The sequence below is a fragment of the Nitrosomonas sp. GH22 genome (assembly GCF_009833115.1).
Taxonomy (GTDB): Bacteria; Pseudomonadota; Gammaproteobacteria; order Burkholderiales; family Nitrosomonadaceae; genus Nitrosomonas; species Nitrosomonas eutropha.
In genome coordinates this window covers 174072-192370 of the sequence record NZ_QRCA01000013.1, presented here as the reverse complement: position 1 = coordinate 192370, position 18299 = coordinate 174072, and the positions used below count along the sequence as shown (strand labels likewise).

Here is an 18299-nt window from a genome sequence, read left to right as displayed (position 1 = left end):
ATGCGATATGGCGATATAACCTAGAATTACATTTAGCTAGCTAAAATTTTTTGGTCAAACTCTTATCATCAGCAAGATCTGTTCAGCTTAAATCAGTTAACTGTAATGGGGTTTTGTTACTCAACAAGCCTGTTGGCATCTCATCTAACCGGGCTCTTCAAATCAGTAAGCGTTTGTTGTCAGCAACAAAGGCCGGTCATACTGGCACGTTGGATCCGATGGCACAAGGCTTGCTGCCAATTTGTCTTGGTGAAGCCACCAAGTTTTCTTCAGCTTTGCTGAGCGCGGATAAAACCTACAAAGCCTCTCTTCAGCTTGGTTATATCAGTAGTACAGGGGATGCTGAGGGTGAAATCAGGCGGGTAGCTAAATCTGATGCGTGTCCACCTGATTCTCGGCAAGTAACTGCAATCCTGCAAACCTTTCTTGGCCGATCAAATCAGATTCCGCCCATGTTCAGCGCGCTGAAGCTGTATGGCAAACCACTTTATCGATATGCACGAGAGGGAATTACAATTGAGCGCAAGGTGCGTGAAATTGTAATTCACAGTATATCTCTCAATGCTTTGTCGGGTTTTGAGATGATGATTGCGGTCCGTTGTAGTTCAGGCACCTATATTCGTACACTGGCAGAAGATATTGGAAAGGCGCTTGGCTATGGCGGCGCTTATCTCACCGCGCTTTCCCGTACTGGTGTCGGCCATTTCGATTTATCGCAAGCTTGCAATCTGGATCAGCTCGAATCCGAGCAGCCTTCTGACCGCTTGAAATTTTTGTATCCAATTGATAGCCTTTTAAGCGACATTCCTTCTATGGTGTTTGATGACGATGAAGTGGTGCGTTTGCAGCAAGGGCAGAAAATCAGGAAGGACAGATCGCACCCCCTGTTCCTGGCCAGTCCCAAATTGAAGCTATACGATAGGGAGAATATTTTTCTTGGTCTCGGAGAGTGGGTTGATTCCGAGGTCATCGCACCCAGAAGAATGGTTGTGTTGGCCGCTGTTACAGCAGCAGGCGGGTTAGCTGATTCAATAGGCTAGAAAAAAGAGCAGAATGATTTTTATATATCCAAGCACTGGCAGCACCACTAAGAAATCAGCAATACGCTATAATCTCCAACTTTTATGATTGCGGCTCAATTATTATTTAGATGTTGACGGCCAGGAACCTGGAGTGTATACGAGGGGAGCATAAACTCTTCAGTAACATTTTCTTCTCAGTAAATCCCGGTGAGCTGATGTTTGTTGGCGGACCTAACGGTAGCGGTAAAACCAGCTTGCTAAGATTGTTGTGTGGATTATCGTCACCTGATAGTGGTGAGATTCTCTGGAATGGAATGGATATTCGGGATCTGGACGGAGATTATCGTGGCATGATGACCTATCTAGGGCATCTGGGTGGTATCAAGGATGATCTGACTGCTCTCGAGAATTTACGGATATCCTGTGCATTGGCTGATTGTGAGATTGATGAAAATCAAGCAGCAGATGCGTTAGGGCAGATTGGGCTGGCGGGGCGTGAGATGCTGCCGGCCAAAGTATTATCACAAGGACAACGCAGACGGGTGGCTTTGGCGCGTCTGCTGGTGGTGCAGACTAGGTTGTGGATATTGGATGAGCCTTTGACCGCGCTGGATACTGCAGCGGTGAAGCTGATTAAAGAGATACTGGAGCATAATCTATCGAAAGGAGGCATGGTCATTATGACCACTCATCAGGAAATTGTCATGACTGCTGCAGCTGTTCATCATTTGACTTTATCCTGATTCGATATGATCTGGTGGATAGTTAAACGGGATTTATTGCTGGCAATGCGCCGACGCTCTGATGTGTTGACAACGCTATTTTTTTTCATAATAGTTGTCAGCTTGTTTCCATTGGGTGTGGGGCCTGAACCCAGCATACTGCGGACAATGGCCTCGGGTGTGGTCTGGGTGGCAGCTTTGCTGGCTTCGATGTTATCACTTGGACGTATGTTCTCCAGTGATTATGCAGATGGCACCTTGGAGCAAATGCTGCTTTCCCCTGTTTCCCTGGCGACGCTGGTCACCGGGAAAGCAATATCACACTGGTTGGTAACAGGGGTTCCTCTGGTATTGATGGCCCCGGTATTGGGGATTCAGTATGACTTAGCCGGAGATGCATTGCTTGTGCTGACGCTTTCATTGCTGCTGGGAACTCCTGTACTAAGTTTGATCGGTGCAATCGGTGCTGCGTTAACACTGGGATTAAGAGGAGGGGGGGTATTAGTGTCGATACTGGTTTTGCCGCTCTACATTCCGGTATTAATTTTTGGTACAGGCGCGGTTGAAGCGAGTAGCGCCGGGATGGAGTTTGGGGCCCATTTTTCGATACTGGGTGCATTTTTGCTGGTTTCTATCGTTTTTTCACCTTGGGCAACAGCTGCCTCTCTCCGGATATCCATGAGCTGATAGAAAGGATGTGCCCAGAAATAATAGTGATGTTGCGTTTGTTGGTATGGTAGTAGAGCGTAATTTTATCTACTGGATCAATTCAGAGAGAATATTCAGAACATGACAATCAATTGGTTTAAATATGCCTCTCCCGCAAGTTTTTACTTTCTGGCGGGCCGGATGCTTCCCTATTTTACGGCTTTAGCGATTACTTTACTGATCGTGGGCTTGTATATTGGTTTTTTTGTAGCTCCGACAGATTTTCAACAGGGTGAGGCCTACCGAATTATTTTTATCCATGTCCCGGCTGCCTGGATGTCAATGTTTCTGTATGTGGTTATGGCATTCTGGGCCGGAGTGGGGCTGGCATTTAACACTCGACTTTCATCTATGGTGGCCAGTGCCATAGCGCCGACAGGTGCTATGTTTGCTTTCCTTGCTTTGTGGACAGGAGCATGGTGGGGGAAACCAATGTGGGGAACATGGTGGGTCTGGGATGCTCGCCTAACATCAGAGTTAATACTGTTCTTTTTGTATATCGGCTTTATGTCGCTGCAGGCAGCTATTGATGATCCAAAGCGTGCGGATAAGGCTGGAGCGGTCATTGCTCTGGTGGGTGTTGTCAATGTCCCGATTATTTATTTCTCGGTGCAGTGGTGGAATACCCTCCATCAGGGTGCTTCCGTTAGCCTGGTTCAATCTCCCAAGATGGCAACTGCCATGTTATCCGGCATGCTGATCATGACCTTGGCAGCATGGATGTATTCAATTGTAATAATTCTTATCCGTACTCGTCTCATTATTCTGGAGCGTGAGCGCCACACGGCATGGGTATCGGAGTTGAAGGAAGGAGTATTAGAATGAAATGGGAGAGCTTGTCTGATTTTTTTGCTATGGGCGGTTATGGCCTTTATGTATGGGGGTCTTATCTTGTTGCAATGATATGCGTAATTGGTGAAGTTGTATTGATTCGTGGTCGCAAACGAACTTTATACAAGCACCTTGGTCAGAGTAGAAGATCAATTTTGCGAGGATAGAAATGAAGCCACGTCATAAAAAAATGGCTGTTATTACATTGAGTGTTAGTGCATTGGCAGTCTCTGTTGTACTGGTACTGAATGCGTTTCAGAGTAATTTGGTTTTTTTCTTTAGCCCCAGTCAGGTAGCTGCAAAAGAAGCGCCTGTTGGAAAAAGCTTCAGAGTGGGTGGACTAGTAGAAGAAGGTTCACTCAAGCGACATGGAGACGGTACAACCATGAAGTTTGCCATAACGGATACTGCAGAGGTGATTCGAGTGGTTTATACAGGGATTCTTCCTGATCTGTTTAAAGAAGGGAAGGGTGTCGTAGCACAGGGGAAAATGGCAGATGATGGTGTTTTTTATGCTGATGAAGTGCTCGCCAAACACGATGAAAATTACATGCCACCTGAAGCTGCTGCTGCATTGGAACAAGCTGCCAAAGCACAGAAAACCTCTTTTACACAGTGAGTTTTATCCCGTAATTTAAAACAAGGAATAATTTTAAACCATGATTCCGGAACTTGGTAACTTCGCCCTCATACTTGCAATGTTGCTGGCCTTGATTCAGGGAACTTTGCCCCTTATTGGTGCGACACGTGGAATACCTTCGTGGGTAGCCTTGGCGCGCCCAGTCACGCAGGGTCAGTTTGTATTTACTACCATTGCTTTTGGCTGTCTTGCCTATTCATTCTTGAACAATGATTTTTCTGTATTGAATGTGGCGTCTCATTCAAATTCAGATTTACCTTTACATTTTCGTTTTGCTGCCACGTGGGGATCTCACGAAGGTTCTCTATTGCTATGGGTAACCATACTTGCCGGCTGGTCGGTTGCTGTGAGTGTTTTCAGTCGCCAATTACCGGATGACATGGTGGCTCGTGTTTTGGCTGTTTTAGGATTGGTTAGTGCTGGTTTTCTGTTGTTTCTTCTGTTTACTTCTAATCCATTTGATCGATTATTACCTGCCGCAATCGAAGGGAATGATCTGAACCCATTGTTGCAAGATCCTGGAATGGTTATGCATCCACCCATGTTGTATATGGGGTATGTTGGCTTTTCAGTTGCATTTGCATTTGCAATTGCAGCACTGCTTAGTGGGCAGTTGGATGCGGCTTGGGCAAGATGGTCACGTCCCTGGACGATTGTTGCCTGGATTTTCCTGACTATTGGCATCATGTTTGGTAGCTGGTGGGCATATTATGAGCTTGGCTGGGGTGGCTGGTGGTTCTGGGATCCAGTTGAGAATGCATCATTTATGCCTTGGTTGGTGGGTACAGCATTGATTCATTCACTGGCGGTAACTGAGAAACGTGGAAGTTTTAAGAGCTGGACGATATTATTGGCAATCACTGCCTTTTCATTAAGTTTGTTAGGAACCTTCCTGGTACGTTCCGGGGTTCTGACTTCTGTGCATGCTTTTGCGACTGATCCGGCACGTGGGATATTTATCCTGATCTATCTATCGCTGGTAGTAGGATGTTCATTAACACTGTTTGCATGGCGCGCTTCCAAAGTGGGTTTGGGGGGTAACTTTGAGATTGTCTCACGTGAAACTACCTTACTTGCTAATAATGTATTGCTGCTAGTTGCGGCGGGCAGCGTGGTATTAGGCACGCTTTATCCTCTTCTTATTGATGCGCTTAATTTAGGGAAAATTTCTGTTGGCCCTCCCTATTTTGAGGCAGTTTTTGTGCCTTTAATGGCACCAGCCATTTTTCTGATGGGGCTGGGGCCAGTTGCTCGTTGGAAGAAAGCTAGCCTGCCCGCCCTGACGGTGCTGTTGAGATGGGCATTTGTGGTGAGCGTGGTGGCTGCAGGAATTATGCCGTTCATTATGGGTGAATGGAAACCTATGGTCAGTTTTGGGTTGCTACTGGCTTTCTGGGTTGTGACCAGTATATTTGTCGGTATTAGGCACCGACTCCAGAATAGTGGGGAAGGCGGGTTGATCACTAAGTTGGTGAAACAACCAAGGAGCTATTATGGTATGCATTGCGCACACTTCGGTATCGCAGTATTTATCATTGGTGTTACGCTGGTTAACGGCTATGAAACTGAAAAAGATGTGCGTATGGAAGTAGGTAGTACCGTAACACTTAAAGATTACACATTTCAATTTAATGGAACGAAATCGCTTCCTGGCCCTAACTACAATGCATCTCAAGGACAGATTGAGGTGTTCAGAGAGGGCAAGAAAATAAGTGAGCTTTTCCCTGAGAAAAGAACTTACACCGCTTCAGGTATGCCGATGACCGAGGCTGATGTTGATATGGGGTTTCTGCGTGATCTGTATGTGGCACTGGGTGAACCATTGGAGAATGATGCCTGGATAGTACGGGTTTATCACAAACCTTTTGTTAACTGGATCTGGTTTGGTTGCATATTGATGGCTCTGGGAGGAGCTCTATCTGTCAGTGATCGGCGTTACCGCCTTGCTATTAATAAAAAATATCGCCGCAAAGCAGCTGAAACACCTGGTGCTGCAGATATACCTGCCAAAGATATTATGGTGACCAATTCTGTTACTCTTTCGGAGGAAGGTGGTAAAGCATGATGCGTTTCCTGCTGCCTCTCGCGATATTTGTAATATTAGTAATCTTTCTAGGAATTGGTTTGACCTTGAATCCGCGTCAAGTGCCATCTCCATTAATAGATAAACCCGCACCCATTTTTCATCTGCAACAACTCTATGATTCCAGTAAGACGCTTTCGTCTGAGGATAATCTTGGAAAAGTATGGATGTTGAATGTTTGGGCTTCCTGGTGTGTGGCTTGTCGTGATGAGCACCCTGTGCTGGTAGAACTCTCAAAGCTGGGTATTGTTCCAATTTATGGTCTGAATTACAAAGATCAGCGTGATACTGCCATGCAGTGGCTTAGACAATATGGTAACCCTTATGAAACCAGTATCGTTGATGCGGATGGGAAAGTCGGTATTGATTATGGCGTTTATGGCGTGCCAGAAACTTATGTAATCGATAAGCAAGGCATTATCAGGTATAAGCATATTGGCCCGGTAACGGTTGAATCACTGAAAGATAAAATTCTTCCTTTAATCAAGGAACTGAAGAGTTGAGTTGGTAATGATGAAACAACTGATCTGTATGAGAGTGGACTCGTTAAAGCGTTGCTTAATGGTGATTATTCTGTCTCTTATAGCTTTCCAGGGCTATGCAAATGAAGCCCCACCTGTCGCCGATGATCCTGAACTTGAGAGTCGGTTGAATAAGCTGGCAGAGAATCTACGCTGTTTGGTATGTCAGAATGAAACACTAGCTGCATCACATGCTGATTTTGCTAAGGATATGAGGCGTGAAATCAGAGAACAGATGCGAATGAATAAAAGTGATGAGGAAATTGTAGATTTTTTGGTAGCTCGCTACGGAGATTTCATTCTTTTCAACCCTCCCTTTAAATCAATAACATGGTTGTTGTGGCTCGGTCCGTTCACTTTGTTTTTGGGGGGTGGCTCTGCGCTCATTTTTTATTTGAGGCGTCGTCGTATTCGAATAAAGGAAAACGAGGTACCGCTGACAGAAAATCAGCGTTTACAGGCTGAATCTCTTATTAAAGAAATAGACAAGGATCAAAGTATATGACGACGGTATTTTGGGTTATAGTCGGTATATTTATCATGGCAGCATTGCTGTTTGTTATACCTGTATTGCTGAGAAATAAAAAAAACGAGCTTCAAGATCAAGTTGAACGTCAGGTTGCAAATATTACTATTTACCGTGATCAGCTTGCGGAGCTGGATCGTGACCTACTTGACGATGTTCTTTCCAAGGAGCAGCATGAACTCAGCAAGCAGGAATTACAAAAGCGAATGTTGCAGGATTTATCTGAAGATGATGAAGCTGTTCGCGTAACTCCTGTCAATCGTCATGGCGCTATTGTGAGTATTATTGTTGCTCTGGCAGTTCCACTTGCTGCCATCTACCTTTATCTGGTAATTGGAGATACTCGCGGGCTGCTTCCGCAATCTCAACTGGCTAATGCTACGCAGTTTCAGGGGGGTGATGCGGAAGGAATGCCGCCGGATCATGCTGAGATCAAGGCAATGGTTGACAGTCTTGCTGCCCGTCTTAAGGATAATCCGGACGATATAGAAGGCTGGGTGATGCTTGGACGTTCTTACATAATTATGGAACGTTTTGATGAAGCTGGCGCAGTCTATGCCAAACTGGTTCAAATGGCTCCGGATAACCCCCAATTCTTGAGTGATTATGCCGATATGCTGGCCATAACGAATAATGGCAACTTACAGGGTAAACCTGCCGAGTTGATCAGCAAGGCACTTGATATCGATCCGGATTATCCTAAGGCACTGGCTTTAGCCGGTACACTTGAATTTGAGCGGGAAAAGTTTGATCAGGCAGTTACTTACTGGGAGCGCCTGCTGAATGTTATACCCGCCGACGCAAAAGATTCAAAATTTTATAAATCTGTGAGTGACAGTATCGTCCAGGCTAAATCTCTGGCCATGAAAGGTAGAAATGAATCTATTCCTATACAGCTGGCGCAGAATTCAAATGTGGAGAGTGATGTGCCTGTGACATTGCCTTCTGGTGAGAAGCAGGAAGCTGCTACGGGCATACCAAGCGTTTCTGGCTCGGTTACTCTGGATACCTCATTGGCAGCAAAAGTTTCGCCTGATGATACACTTTTCGTTTTTGCAAGGGCCAGCCAAGGGCCAAAAATGCCATTGGCTATTTTGAGGCTGCATGCTCAGGATCTTCCAGTTTCGTTTAAACTTGATGACAACATGGCTATGACCCCCGCGATGAAGCTCTCAAGCTTTCCAGAGGTGGTGGTGGGGGCGAGAATCAGCAAAACCGGACAGGCTATTCCCTCCAGTGGAGATCTTGAGGGTTACAGCATTCCTGTGAAAATTGGTGAAGAAAATATTTCTATCACAATTGATCATATTGTCCCGTAAATTTAATTTGTTGATGAGGGGTATATATTTGTATGCCGGTTGATTTGATCCCTGATTTTGAGTTGGCTTCCACAGGTAACAAACAGTTTCGTCTGTCAGGTATAAAGAGCAAATACCTGGTTATTTTCTTTTATCCGAAAGATGATACACCTGGCTGTACTAATGAGGGCCAGCAATTCGGGGATCTATATCCAGAGTTTGTGCAGGAAGATTGTGAAATCATTGGTATTTCTCGTGACAGCCTGAAGTCACACGAGAAGTTTAGAGAAAAATATAATTTTCCCTATAATTTGCTGAGTGATGCCGATGAGGTAGTGTGCGAGCTGTTTGGTGTCATCAAGATGAAGAATATGTATGGTAAGCAGGTACGCGGGATAGAGCGCAGCACATTTATACTTGACCGGGAAGGCAAGCTATATAAAGCGTGGCGAGGTGTTAAGGTTCCAGGGCATGCTGAGGAAGTTTTAGCATTTATCAAGAAAATATAATGTGATAAGCACTTGAGAGGCTTGGAAACTATAGAATCTAGTTTCGTAATCTCAGGGTAGCAAGTGTCTGATTGAATCCAGTTCCTGAGTTAGCTCGTTGTAGGCAGCATCTAATCTGGTACGTGAGAATGGGTTGATTTCAAGTCCCTGTACAATTTCCCTCATACCATTTTTGCAGATGACCGGGAAGCCATAAATTACCCCCTCCGGTATTTCATAACTACCATCGGATAAGATTCCCATCGTAGTCCAGTCACCGTCTTCCGTTCCAAAAAACCAGTTACGCAGATGATCAATAATAGCATTAGCTGCACTGGCTGCACTGGATAAGCCACGTGCCTCGATTACCACAGCACCCCGTTTTTGTACCGTAGGGATAAAGTAGTTTTCGATCCAAATCGGATCTTTGATGAGATTAATAACTTTGGTATCACCGATCTCAGCATGATACAAATCAGGAAATTGAGTGGATGAATGGTTTCCCCATACAATCATCTTTTTGATATTGCTGACCGGCTGGTTTAACTTCATAGCAACTTGTGATAATGCCCGGTTATGATCGAGCCGGAGCATTCCTGAAAAATTTTCTGCTGGTAAATCTGGAGCATTTTTCATGGTGATAAGGGTATTGGTGTTCGCTGGATTTCCCACCACCAGTATTTTTGCATCACGTTTGGCCACTTGATTCAGGATCTTGCCCTGATTTCTGAATATTTCGCCATTGGTCTGCAGTAAATCCTTACGTTCCATCCCTTTGCGGCGGGGGCGGGCCCCAACTAGTATTGCTATATCTGTCTGATCAAATGCCATCATCGGGTCGTGAGTGGCAATAATGCCAGCCAGTAGCGGAAATGCGCAATCCTGAAGTTCCATAACCACTCCATCCAGTATTTTCCTGGATTCCGGGATGTCGAGGAGTTGAAGAATAACGGGTTGATTGCTGCCCAGCATGTCTCCCGCAGCAATTCGGAATAACAGGCTGTAGCTGATTTGTCCTGCTGCGCCGGTGACGGTAATACGAACGGGTGAAAGCACCAAATTCTGCTCCTTGGTATTTGATATATTTCCTGACAGGAAAAGAGAATTGGTAAAAACGATTGGTAGGAATTATACCGATAAACTCAATTGACAAGAAAGGTAAGTATCGTCCAGACTGCAGCTTTCCAGATTTTTATATTAAGGATTAGAATAACAAACTGATTGGACCCATAAATCGTAATGTGTTTACTTATTTATTATACAAATTGACTGGGGACTCGAATACTGATGCATAAATTTGATGTGATAATCATTGGTGCGGGAAGTGCTGGTTTATCTGCCTTGCGTGAGGTAAGAAAACGAACTGATAATTTTGTACTGATCAACGATGGTCCGTGGGGTACTACCTGTGCACGGGTCGGGTGTATGCCTTCTAAGTTATTGATTGAAGCAGCCAATGCTTTTCATCGACGGTTCAATTTTGGTGAGTTCGGGATTATGGGCGCAGATCAACTGGAACTGGATGGCAAAAAGGTTCTGCAACGTCTACGCAGGCTACGTGATGATTTTGTTACCAGCACCCTTAAAATAACCAATGATTTGGGTGAACGTGCAATATCGGGGCGTGCCCGTATTCTGTCGCCAGATCAAGTAATGGTCAATGGAGAGAAACTCAGCGCTCATAAAATCATTATTGCAACGGGTTCCCGGCCTGTTGTGCCCAAGAACTGGCTGAATCTTGGCAAACGTTTGCTGACGACGGATACTTTGTTTGAGCTGGATACGTTGCCAAAAAGTATTGCTGTCATCGGCATGGGTCCAGTTGGTCTGGAAATGATCCAGGCATTATCCAGGCTTGGTGTACATGTAACAGGCTTTGGATTTCGCAGCTCAGTAGGGGGGATAAGTGATCCATTCATTAATCAGACAGCAGTGAAGCTGTTGTCAGAAGAATTTCCACTCTATCTTGGTAGCAAAGCGAGTGTCGCCATAAATCCGGATAATAATGTGCTTACTGTCCGTGCAGAGAATATCGAAATTGAGGTAGACAGTGTACTAGCCGCATTGGGGAGGCAACCAAATATCGATGATATTGGTCTCGATACATTGGATGTGCCGCTTGATGAAAAAGGGCTACCATCAGTAAATCCAATTACCCTGCAGATTGCAGATTTACCAGTATTTCTGGCAGGAGATGCAAATCAGCGTCTTCCTCTGCTGCATGAGGCTGCAGATGATGGGCATATTGCCGGTTTAAATACAACAAGTGAAGAATTAATTTACTTTAAGCGCCGAGTACCACTAGCTATCGTATTTGCTGATCCTAATATTGCCGTAGTTGGTCAATCCTTTCATTCACTCGAACACGAAAATATTCAAATAGGTGAAGTCTCTTTCTCTAACCAGGGAAGGGCACGTTCGGCCCAGTCTAATCGTGGTGCCTTACGTGTGTATGCTGCGGCAAATGATGGCCGATTGCTAGGTGCAGAAATGTGTGCACCAGCTGGGGAGCATTTCGCACATTTGCTTGCTTTGGCAATCGATCAATCTCTAAGTGTGTGGGATTTATTGCGAATACCGTTTTATCATCCGGTGCTGGAAGAAGGTTTGCGTACAGCATTACGTAATCTGGCATCCAAGCTTCCAGCGTGCAGTAAGTCAGATCTAGCGGCTTGCGACTCTTTTAATTCCGAGGCGCTTGACTGAGCGTAACCTGGAACTTCTATCTCATCAGATAAATCAGGATGATCACAACTGGCTGTGTTGTATATTACGAAAGCAAGTCATTAAGCAGATGATTTTTAATGGTGGCGAATCAGGGATTTGAACCCCGGACCAACGGATTATGATTCCGCTGCTCTAACCACTGAGCTAATTCGCCAGCTATCTAAACGACATAGCGCGTATTCTGCCTTTTGTGGGGGAGGTAGTCAAGACCGATTACTTTTCCTTTGCTTCAGAATTGAAACAGGCACAGGTCGCCGACTCCGGTATTATTGGTTCTCAATTGAAAATTATCCAGATTAGTATATTCAATACTTTTTTGAATTTATATTCTTTATGTGGTTTTTGCAGAGCTTGTTCGTAAATTCCGATAATAAGAAGGTGGTTTTGAGGATGAGGGGAGAACAGCAATCCTGAAACGTTTGTTTCTCTCGTTATGTTCTTGACAGTATTCCGTATCAATCCGTAGCCAAAGTAACATGCAGATCACAAGCAACATGCGCCGTATAACCTCTCGCGAGCATCCCGTATTTAAAAAGCTGTTCAAGCTGCAACGTTCGTCACGGCAGCGCCGTGACGATGGACTTGCTTTGCTTGATGGCATCCATTTGTTGCAGTCTTATCTTGCTTCAGGAAGAATTCCGGAATTGCTGATCGTTAGCGAATCAGGAGGCCAACATGCTGAAATTAATCAGCTGCTAGGTAGTATTGGTAAAGATTTTGGAAGAGCTGATTGTCTAATGTTGAGTGATGCGCTATTCAACCAGATATCGTTAGTCAAAACACCGGTTGGTATTATGACACTCGTTCGTATTCCCCGGCATACCCGGTCTGTTGACTCCTATGAAGATTCTTTTTGCATCGCGCTGGAAGCTATTCAGGATCCAGGTAATCTGGGTTCGATTCTGCGTTCTGCGGTTGCTGTGGGTGTTAAAGATGCGTTCCTGTCTAGTGATTGTGCTGATAGCTGGTCGCCCAAAACATTAAGAGCCGGTATGGGGGCGCATTTTTCTTTGAGAATTCATGAAGATTCCGATCTGATCCAGATTGCTTGTCAATTTAATGGAAATGTTATAGCGACGGCACTGGCTGGCGCTGACAATATTTATCATACAGACCTGCGAGGGCCGGTCATGTTTGCTTTCGGTAATGAGGGGTGCGGTGTATCAGAAGAGCTGCTAGAAGTTGTGCGTGAACGTGTGGCAATACCCATGCCAGGGTGTGCCGAATCACTCAACGTTGCTGCGGCTGCTGCAATCTGTTTATTCGAGAAAATCCGGCAGGAGAATTCTGGTGAGAGTTACTCGCAAGAGTGATAAATGCTATTCCGCTTATTGCCTGTGATACGTCAGTAATACTTCTTATTTTCTCGCGGAATTGGAAATTCAGGGTGACAAAGTAAAAACTCAGAATTGTCGTTTCTGTGTTCCTATCAGGTGTAATGAATCTTGCTTGCTCTGGTTACTCAGGTGCCATTTGCGAACCATGATCATGGTGGTAGATACAAATAACCCGAACAGAGCGATTACAGTATAAATATGCACATCGAACCAGATTAGCAGTGCATACAATGACAACATGGTAAGAATGCCAAGATTTTCATTGAAATTCTGTACTGCGATAGAGTGTCCAGCGCCCATCAGAATATGTCCGCGATGTTGCAGCAAAGCGTTCATAGGTACTACGAAAAATCCGGCTAATCCACCAATTATGACCAGCAAAACAACAGCTAGCCAGATATTCTGAGCCGTAATGATGAGAATTACCACGATTCCCATGGCAATCCCCAGAGGAATGACATCCAACGATCGGCGTAATGAAACCAGCTTCGCTGCCAGAACAGAGCCCAATGCAATACCAATAGCGACGACACCCTGCAGTAGCGCTGCTTTGTTTAACGCATAACCAAGCGCCACTTCAGCCCACTTTAATACAATAAACTGCAGCGTTGCTCCCGCTCCCCAAAACAAGGTGGTAACCGCCAGCGAGATCTGGCCAAGCTTGTCAAACCACAATAGCTTTACACAGCGCACAAAGTCGTGAAACAGGAAAACCGGATTTTTTTTGAGTATCCGGTGATCAATTCCGGTATCAGGTATAAACAAATTGGTAATGGCAGCAATAATGTAAAACAGCATGATGACTATGATACTGGCATCTACAGCAGTATTGATCAGAGAGAGATTTGCAGTAAGTAGAATGGAAGCAACAGAAGGGGTAATAAGCAGGCCGCCAATAACTGTACCAAGAATGATCGATGCAACCGTCAGTCCTTCCATCCAGCCATTGGCAATCACCAGCTTCTCTGGGGGCAGCAATTCTGTAAGGATGCCATATTTTGCTGGGGAATAAGCTGCTGCTCCTAATCCAACAACCGCGTATGCACCCAGCGCAGAAAACTGATGCGCAGCAAAAAACAGCAATGCGCAACCGATAATTTTGATTGAGTTGCTGATAAACATGACCCAGCCTTTAGCCATGGAATCTGCAAACGCGCCGACAAGCGGGGCGAGCAATACATAAAATAATACGAATACGAATTTGAGCATGGGGGTGAGGTACTCGGGAGCATGCAGATCAATTAGCAGAGCAATGGCCACAACCAGCAGAGCATTGTCTGCCAGAGATGAAAAAAATTGTGCCGCCATGATGGTATAAAATCCGCGTCCCAAATTGTTCTCCTTACCTGCTTGTTCAATAACCTGAAAGCCTGATGCTGGCTTTTCTGCTACGGGCTGTTTTAACACTGGAGCTTTATATCATGAAAATTGTACTGAGCGTATTCTGGCTTTCAAAGTTTTCAGATTCTATTCAGAAAGATGTGCTACCAGTGCAACATTAAGCCACTATATAAATTGATGGCGAGAGTAGTTTTTCCACTAAACTTTGCAAGCATCAGGGTCTGTATTTTTGAGCGATATGCATCTGATATTACGAGGCGTTGCAATTGGAAGATCGGTTTTAGTGTGCTTGGAGCGCAGCAGAGACGGGAGCATGATATTGTGGATATAAGAGCCTTTGTGCGTAGCCGATAATAACTCGATCATCGATGGAATCAGGGAATGTGATGAAGTGAATCTTGCTGAAATTGTCGAGACCCTGGCTAAAAGATTTACCGGAGAGTATGGTTCGAACTCCACACATTTCTCGATGCAAGCCATATTGTTTGAAATAGAGAAATTTTGAATCATCATATCTTGTTGTTTTTTCTATTGAAGGACCAGAACAAAATTTTGCAATTTGCATATTTGCAAAAGGAGGAAAATAATGCGTATTAAGCTTTTTCTGACTGCTGTGCTGAGTTTAGGTGTTTCTTGCTTTGCTGAATCAGGGGAGAGTCAGCCTCAATCGTTGTCAGTTACTAATCAGGCCGAGCCTATTTCGACCGAAAATAGGCAACCAGCCCAGATTAAGGTAAAAAAGAAAAAAACTAAATCACAGCCTCTACAAGAGATCGGCTTAGATAAAAAATCTTTAATGATCGACTATTGCAGGAAACATACCTGCTAATTTAATAACTATTATGATAGGAATTACTCGTGAGAACTAAAATACTGGCAAATCTAGTTTCTATAATCTTTATAAGTTACACAGCAGTTGCAGTTTCTGCTCCACCTCATTGGTCTTATGAAGAGGAGCCTAACTGGGGAGCGATTGAAGACGCTACTCAATCGATACCATTGCGTTATCCCTATGCAGAGTGTGGTATTGGTAAACATCAGTCGCCGGTAGATCTGGCAGATGAAAAGATTGTGAAATCCAGGCCGCTAAATAAACTTGCGGCACAGTATGGTACAGATACGCCATCTTTCTTCAATACAGGGCATGCCATACAAGTTAATACTTCCCAGAATTTTACGGGTGGATTAAAAGTCGGGAAGGAATTGCTGCCGCTGGTTCAACTACATTTCCATGAGCCTAGCGAACATGTTGTTGAGGGCAAAAAATTTCCTGCGGAATTACATTTTGTACATATCAATAAGGATGGAAGAATTGCGGTACTGGCCGTGACCATAAATATCGGGAAAGAGAATGCGATGTTCCAGACTATTCTGGATAATATGCCGTATGAAAGCGGCAAAGAAAATTCGACTTCCGGGGTTAAGTTCAAACTAGCGAAGTTATTACCATCAGGTATGAATGCGGCCAATCTGGAATATTTAACGCTAGCTGGTTCATTGACGACTCCGCCTTGTAGTGAAGGCGTGCAATGGTATATTTTGACAAAATCAATCACGATTTCAGCAGCTCAATTAGAGCAAATGAAAACTTTCTACAGCAACAATGCCAGATCAGCACAGGATCTGAATGAAAGGTCAATTCTTTCAAGCCACTAATCTGGTGAGCTGTAAATAATTCTTCCCCGGTATGGCTCTGGCATCCGGGGAAGCTCCTTATTTGTTCGAATTTTTCTCGGTCCCATTACATATTTTGGTTCTTACCTGTTTGGCAGGTTGTCAAATCGCAGATTAAGCGCTAATTTTTTCGTGTGCGCCGCAGCAGGTGGTGTGTAGCTCGGCCAGGAAAATTGACCGCCCCTGCCCCGATAGCTACGCGCAATTCTGCAGGATGATGTCTTTCAGAACGTTCAGCTTGCCATGGAAAAAATGTTCGGCACCGGGGATGATGGTCACAGGCAATGTTTGCGGTGTGGCCCAATCCAATATACTTTGCAGCGGCACGACGGTATCCTGATCCCCTTGGATGACCAGAATACGCTCAGCGCAATCAGTTACGGGTGGTGCTTGCAGACGCTCAACAGCAGGCGCGATCAGTATCAGCTTGTGAGGCCGCAGTTGCTGTGCAACATATGCCTGAACAGCGCCACCGAATGAAAATCCGGCCAGTATTAGTGGCAATGGGGTTGATCCGGTGTCATACCGCTCCCGGATAGATTGCGTGACAGCAAGCACATCCTCGATTTCTCCTTTCCCTTCCGCATAGTTGCCTTCACTTTCGCCCACTCCGCGAAAATTGAATTTCACCGTGATGTACTGCTGCTCGATGAATGCCCTGGCAAGAATATAGACGATCTTGTTATCCATGCTGCCATGGTAAAGCGGATGCGGGTGAGCTACGACTGCAATGCCATGTGGCGCATCATTCGGCAGTGTGACAACTGTCTCCAGCTTCCCGGCAGGGCCGGTAACAAAGAATCTTTGCTCATTTGGCATAAATACGGAATCCTGTGGTGTAGATTAGTTGGCATGACAAATAATTATAGGATGCTTTATCTAAAAACTACTGATAATTTATCCCTGCTGCGAATAATCGGCACATCCAATCTACCTTGAACAAAACTGTACTGGTACTGAAAAAACCGACTGATACCTGCCGCAGTGCGGTTGTTACTAAACATAGAAAAGGTATTTGCTTTGAAGAACTGATTTTATGTTACCAGAAGAACTGCACGGGACTTTGAGGAGACTTCAACTTTAAATACTGGCAAAAATTGTCATCTGCTTATTTGACTCCTCTGCTAAATCAATATGGACTAAATATATTGCTCCAGCCCCCGTAGTCCGGTGGTAAATCCCTCCATGGGGTTCCTGTTCGTATCATCCAGAAAAAACACATTAATTACGCCACCCCATGCTCCTTCACGTCCTGTCTGGAATTGCTGAGTCACTACAGTTATCTCTCCCAACAACTAATAGCAAATCAAAGTAGTTTCTAGCATCTCCGAAACAATTTTCATATTGCAAAGTGTTTTTGCGCCATTAACCGAAATATGTTTCGCCAGTCCTTATATTTTTACTTCTCAATCATATTTGTTATGACTGGTAATTTATTGGACATCTAATTTATTTTCAGCATGTTAAGTGCGTAGTGAGTCAAAAATAAGAGTTGTATTTTTATTTTGGCGTGCTATTTGCTTTTATCTGTTGTGAGGACAACCTGAGTTGAGCTGGTTGGCCTGACGGTGATGAGCCCCAAAAAGTGCTAACACCAAACTTGGTGAGAAACTTGGTTATTGATCAAGGTGTGATGAGGAATCTGAGAATTGGAGGAATTAACCATGTATGAAAGTGAAAATATATTCGAATTCAATCCGGAAATGAGTGGTTTTGAAGCTGAGCAATATGAAGGTGAGGGCGAACAATATGAAGGTGAAGGCGAACAGTTTGAGCAATTCGAATATGGTGAGGCGGAGTGGGGGGAGGTATTTAACGAAGGTGAGGTGATGGAACTTGCCGCCGAACTTCTGGAAGTTACTAATGAAGCAGAGCTTGACCGTTTTCTGGGTTCATTGATCAAGAAAGCCGGTAGCGCCTTAGGCAAGGTAGTGAAATCTCCAATTGGCCGAGCAGTGGGCGGCATACTAAAAGGGGTTGCCAAAAAGGCACTGCCGATTGCCGGTGGCGCGCTGGGTGCTTATTTCGGCGGACCTTTAGGTGCCAAAATCGGCAGCGGCCTGGCTTCTGCAGCAGGAAGCGCGCTTGGACTCGAACTTGAAGCACTCAGCCAGGAAGATCGCGAATTTGAGGGAGGTAAACAATTTGTACGATTTGCTGCCAATACCGTTAAAAATTCTCTGTCGGCCCCTCCTTCTAATGATCCACGCAGTACCGCACAAATAGCTGCAAATAAAGCTGCACAAATATATGCACCCAATCTGACAGCAGCAAGAGCAAGGATGGCCATGCCTGCCACCATGCCGGGAAAAGGGCAGGGAGGCAGATGGTTCCGGCGTGGCCGCAACATCGTCATCGTTAATTGTTAAGCAATTTTTTAA

The 18299-nt window shown here is 44.8% G+C and carries 20 protein-coding genes and 1 tRNA gene; 16 read left to right on the top strand and 5 right to left on the bottom strand.

Annotation, left to right across the window (positions count from 1 at the left end):
* Positions 1–50 precede the first annotated feature (50 nt).
* The 11 genes from truB (at position 51) to ABF86_RS06335 (ending at position 8860) form a co-directional block, all read left to right on the top strand.
* Positions 51–1040, top strand: coding sequence for a tRNA pseudouridine(55) synthase TruB (gene truB / locus ABF86_RS06380; protein WP_074685128.1), 990 nt, complete (start codon positions 51–53; stop codon positions 1038–1040).
* Between the two features lie 110 nt (positions 1041–1150).
* Positions 1151–1765: a cytochrome c biogenesis heme-transporting ATPase CcmA gene (ccmA, locus tag ABF86_RS12475; protein ID WP_011634692.1), complete on the top strand. Its 615-nt coding sequence runs from the start codon at positions 1151–1153 to the stop codon at positions 1763–1765.
* Between the two features lie 6 nt (positions 1766–1771).
* Positions 1772–2431, top strand: coding sequence for a heme exporter protein CcmB (gene ccmB / locus ABF86_RS12470; RefSeq protein ID WP_074710107.1), 660 nt, complete (start codon positions 1772–1774; stop codon positions 2429–2431).
* Positions 2432–2533: 102 nt separating this feature from the next.
* Positions 2534–3277 (top strand): heme ABC transporter permease CcmC, encoded by a 744-nt coding sequence (ccmC, locus tag ABF86_RS06370; RefSeq protein WP_011634690.1) that lies wholly within the window; start codon positions 2534–2536, stop codon positions 3275–3277.
* Positions 3241–3450 carry a heme exporter protein CcmD gene (gene ccmD / locus ABF86_RS12805; RefSeq protein WP_340626515.1) on the top strand — a complete coding sequence of 70 codons (210 nt, stop codon included), beginning with the start codon at positions 3241–3243 and terminating at the stop codon, positions 3448–3450. The genes ccmC and ccmD overlap by 37 nt, the downstream gene beginning before the upstream one ends.
* A 2-nt stretch (positions 3451–3452) precedes the next feature.
* Positions 3453–3902, top strand: a complete 450-nt coding sequence (ccmE, locus tag ABF86_RS06360) for a cytochrome c maturation protein CcmE (protein WP_074685126.1) — start codon at positions 3453–3455, stop codon at positions 3900–3902.
* 40 nt (positions 3903–3942) lie between these two features.
* Complete coding sequence (locus ABF86_RS06355) at positions 3943–5988, top strand: heme lyase CcmF/NrfE family subunit (RefSeq protein WP_074685124.1); 2046 nt, start codon at positions 3943–3945, stop codon at positions 5986–5988.
* Positions 5985–6509: a DsbE family thiol:disulfide interchange protein gene (locus ABF86_RS06350; RefSeq protein WP_011634686.1), complete on the top strand. Its 525-nt coding sequence runs from the start codon at positions 5985–5987 to the stop codon at positions 6507–6509. Before ABF86_RS06355 ends, ABF86_RS06350 begins: the two co-directional genes overlap by 4 nt.
* A 7-nt stretch (positions 6510–6516) precedes the next feature.
* Positions 6517–7032 carry a cytochrome c-type biogenesis protein gene (locus ABF86_RS06345; protein ID WP_074685122.1) on the top strand — a complete coding sequence of 172 codons (516 nt, stop codon included), beginning with the start codon at positions 6517–6519 and terminating at the stop codon, positions 7030–7032.
* The gene (gene ccmI / locus ABF86_RS06340; RefSeq protein ID WP_074685120.1) at positions 7029–8372 is read left to right on the top strand and encodes a c-type cytochrome biogenesis protein CcmI; all 1344 of its coding nucleotides are present in this window, start codon (positions 7029–7031) and stop codon (positions 8370–8372) included. Before ABF86_RS06345 ends, ccmI begins: the two co-directional genes overlap by 4 nt.
* Before the next feature lie 32 nt (positions 8373–8404).
* A complete protein-coding gene (locus ABF86_RS06335) occupies positions 8405–8860 on the top strand; it encodes a peroxiredoxin (protein WP_074685118.1) in 456 nt (151 codons plus the stop codon).
* Positions 8861–8911: 51 nt separating this feature from the next.
* Here ABF86_RS06335 and ABF86_RS06330 read toward each other — a convergent pair whose 3' ends face one another.
* Positions 8912–9895, bottom strand: coding sequence for a malate dehydrogenase (locus ABF86_RS06330; protein ID WP_074685152.1), 984 nt, complete (start codon positions 9893–9895; stop codon positions 8912–8914).
* A 231-nt stretch (positions 9896–10126) separates the two neighbouring features.
* Between ABF86_RS06330 and ABF86_RS06325 the strand changes: the two genes are divergently transcribed.
* The gene (locus ABF86_RS06325; RefSeq protein ID WP_011634681.1) at positions 10127–11545 is read left to right on the top strand and encodes a dihydrolipoyl dehydrogenase; all 1419 of its coding nucleotides are present in this window, start codon (positions 10127–10129) and stop codon (positions 11543–11545) included.
* A 99-nt stretch (positions 11546–11644) separates the two neighbouring features.
* Here ABF86_RS06325 and ABF86_RS06320 read toward each other — a convergent pair.
* Positions 11645–11720 (bottom strand) — tRNA-Met (locus ABF86_RS06320).
* A 340-nt stretch (positions 11721–12060) separates the two neighbouring features.
* Between ABF86_RS06320 and ABF86_RS06315 the strand changes: the two genes are divergently transcribed.
* A complete protein-coding gene (locus ABF86_RS06315) occupies positions 12061–12879 on the top strand; it encodes an RNA methyltransferase (RefSeq protein WP_074685150.1) in 819 nt (272 codons plus the stop codon).
* 90 nt (positions 12880–12969) lie between these two features.
* Here ABF86_RS06315 and lplT read toward each other — a convergent pair whose 3' ends face one another.
* The gene (lplT, locus tag ABF86_RS06310; RefSeq protein ID WP_074685116.1) at positions 12970–14235 is read right to left on the bottom strand and encodes a lysophospholipid transporter LplT; all 1266 of its coding nucleotides are present in this window, start codon (positions 14233–14235) and stop codon (positions 12970–12972) included.
* A gap of 595 nt (positions 14236–14830) precedes the next feature.
* Between lplT and ABF86_RS06305 the strand changes: the two genes are divergently transcribed.
* Positions 14831–15073 carry a hypothetical protein gene (locus tag ABF86_RS06305; RefSeq protein WP_074685114.1) on the top strand — a complete coding sequence of 81 codons (243 nt, stop codon included), beginning with the start codon at positions 14831–14833 and terminating at the stop codon, positions 15071–15073.
* Positions 15074–15102: 29 nt separating this feature from the next.
* Positions 15103–15900: a carbonic anhydrase family protein gene (locus ABF86_RS06300; RefSeq protein ID WP_074685112.1), complete on the top strand. Its 798-nt coding sequence runs from the start codon at positions 15103–15105 to the stop codon at positions 15898–15900.
* A 213-nt stretch (positions 15901–16113) separates the two neighbouring features.
* Here ABF86_RS06300 and ABF86_RS06295 read toward each other — a convergent pair whose 3' ends face one another.
* Both ABF86_RS06295 and ABF86_RS13080 read right to left on the bottom strand, forming a co-directional pair.
* On the bottom strand, positions 16114–16737 hold the full coding sequence (locus ABF86_RS06295) for an alpha/beta family hydrolase (RefSeq protein WP_074685110.1): 624 nt from the start codon (positions 16735–16737) through the stop codon (positions 16114–16116).
* A 320-nt stretch (positions 16738–17057) separates the two neighbouring features.
* Entirely contained in the window at positions 17058–17192 is a 135-nt protein-coding gene (locus tag ABF86_RS13080) for a hypothetical protein (RefSeq protein ID WP_256201570.1), read from the bottom strand.
* A gap of 390 nt (positions 17193–17582) precedes the next feature.
* Between ABF86_RS13080 and ABF86_RS06285 the strand changes: the two genes are divergently transcribed.
* Positions 17583–18287, top strand: a complete 705-nt coding sequence (locus tag ABF86_RS06285) for a hypothetical protein (protein ID WP_204987571.1) — start codon at positions 17583–17585, stop codon at positions 18285–18287.
* Positions 18288–18299 lie beyond the last annotated feature (12 nt).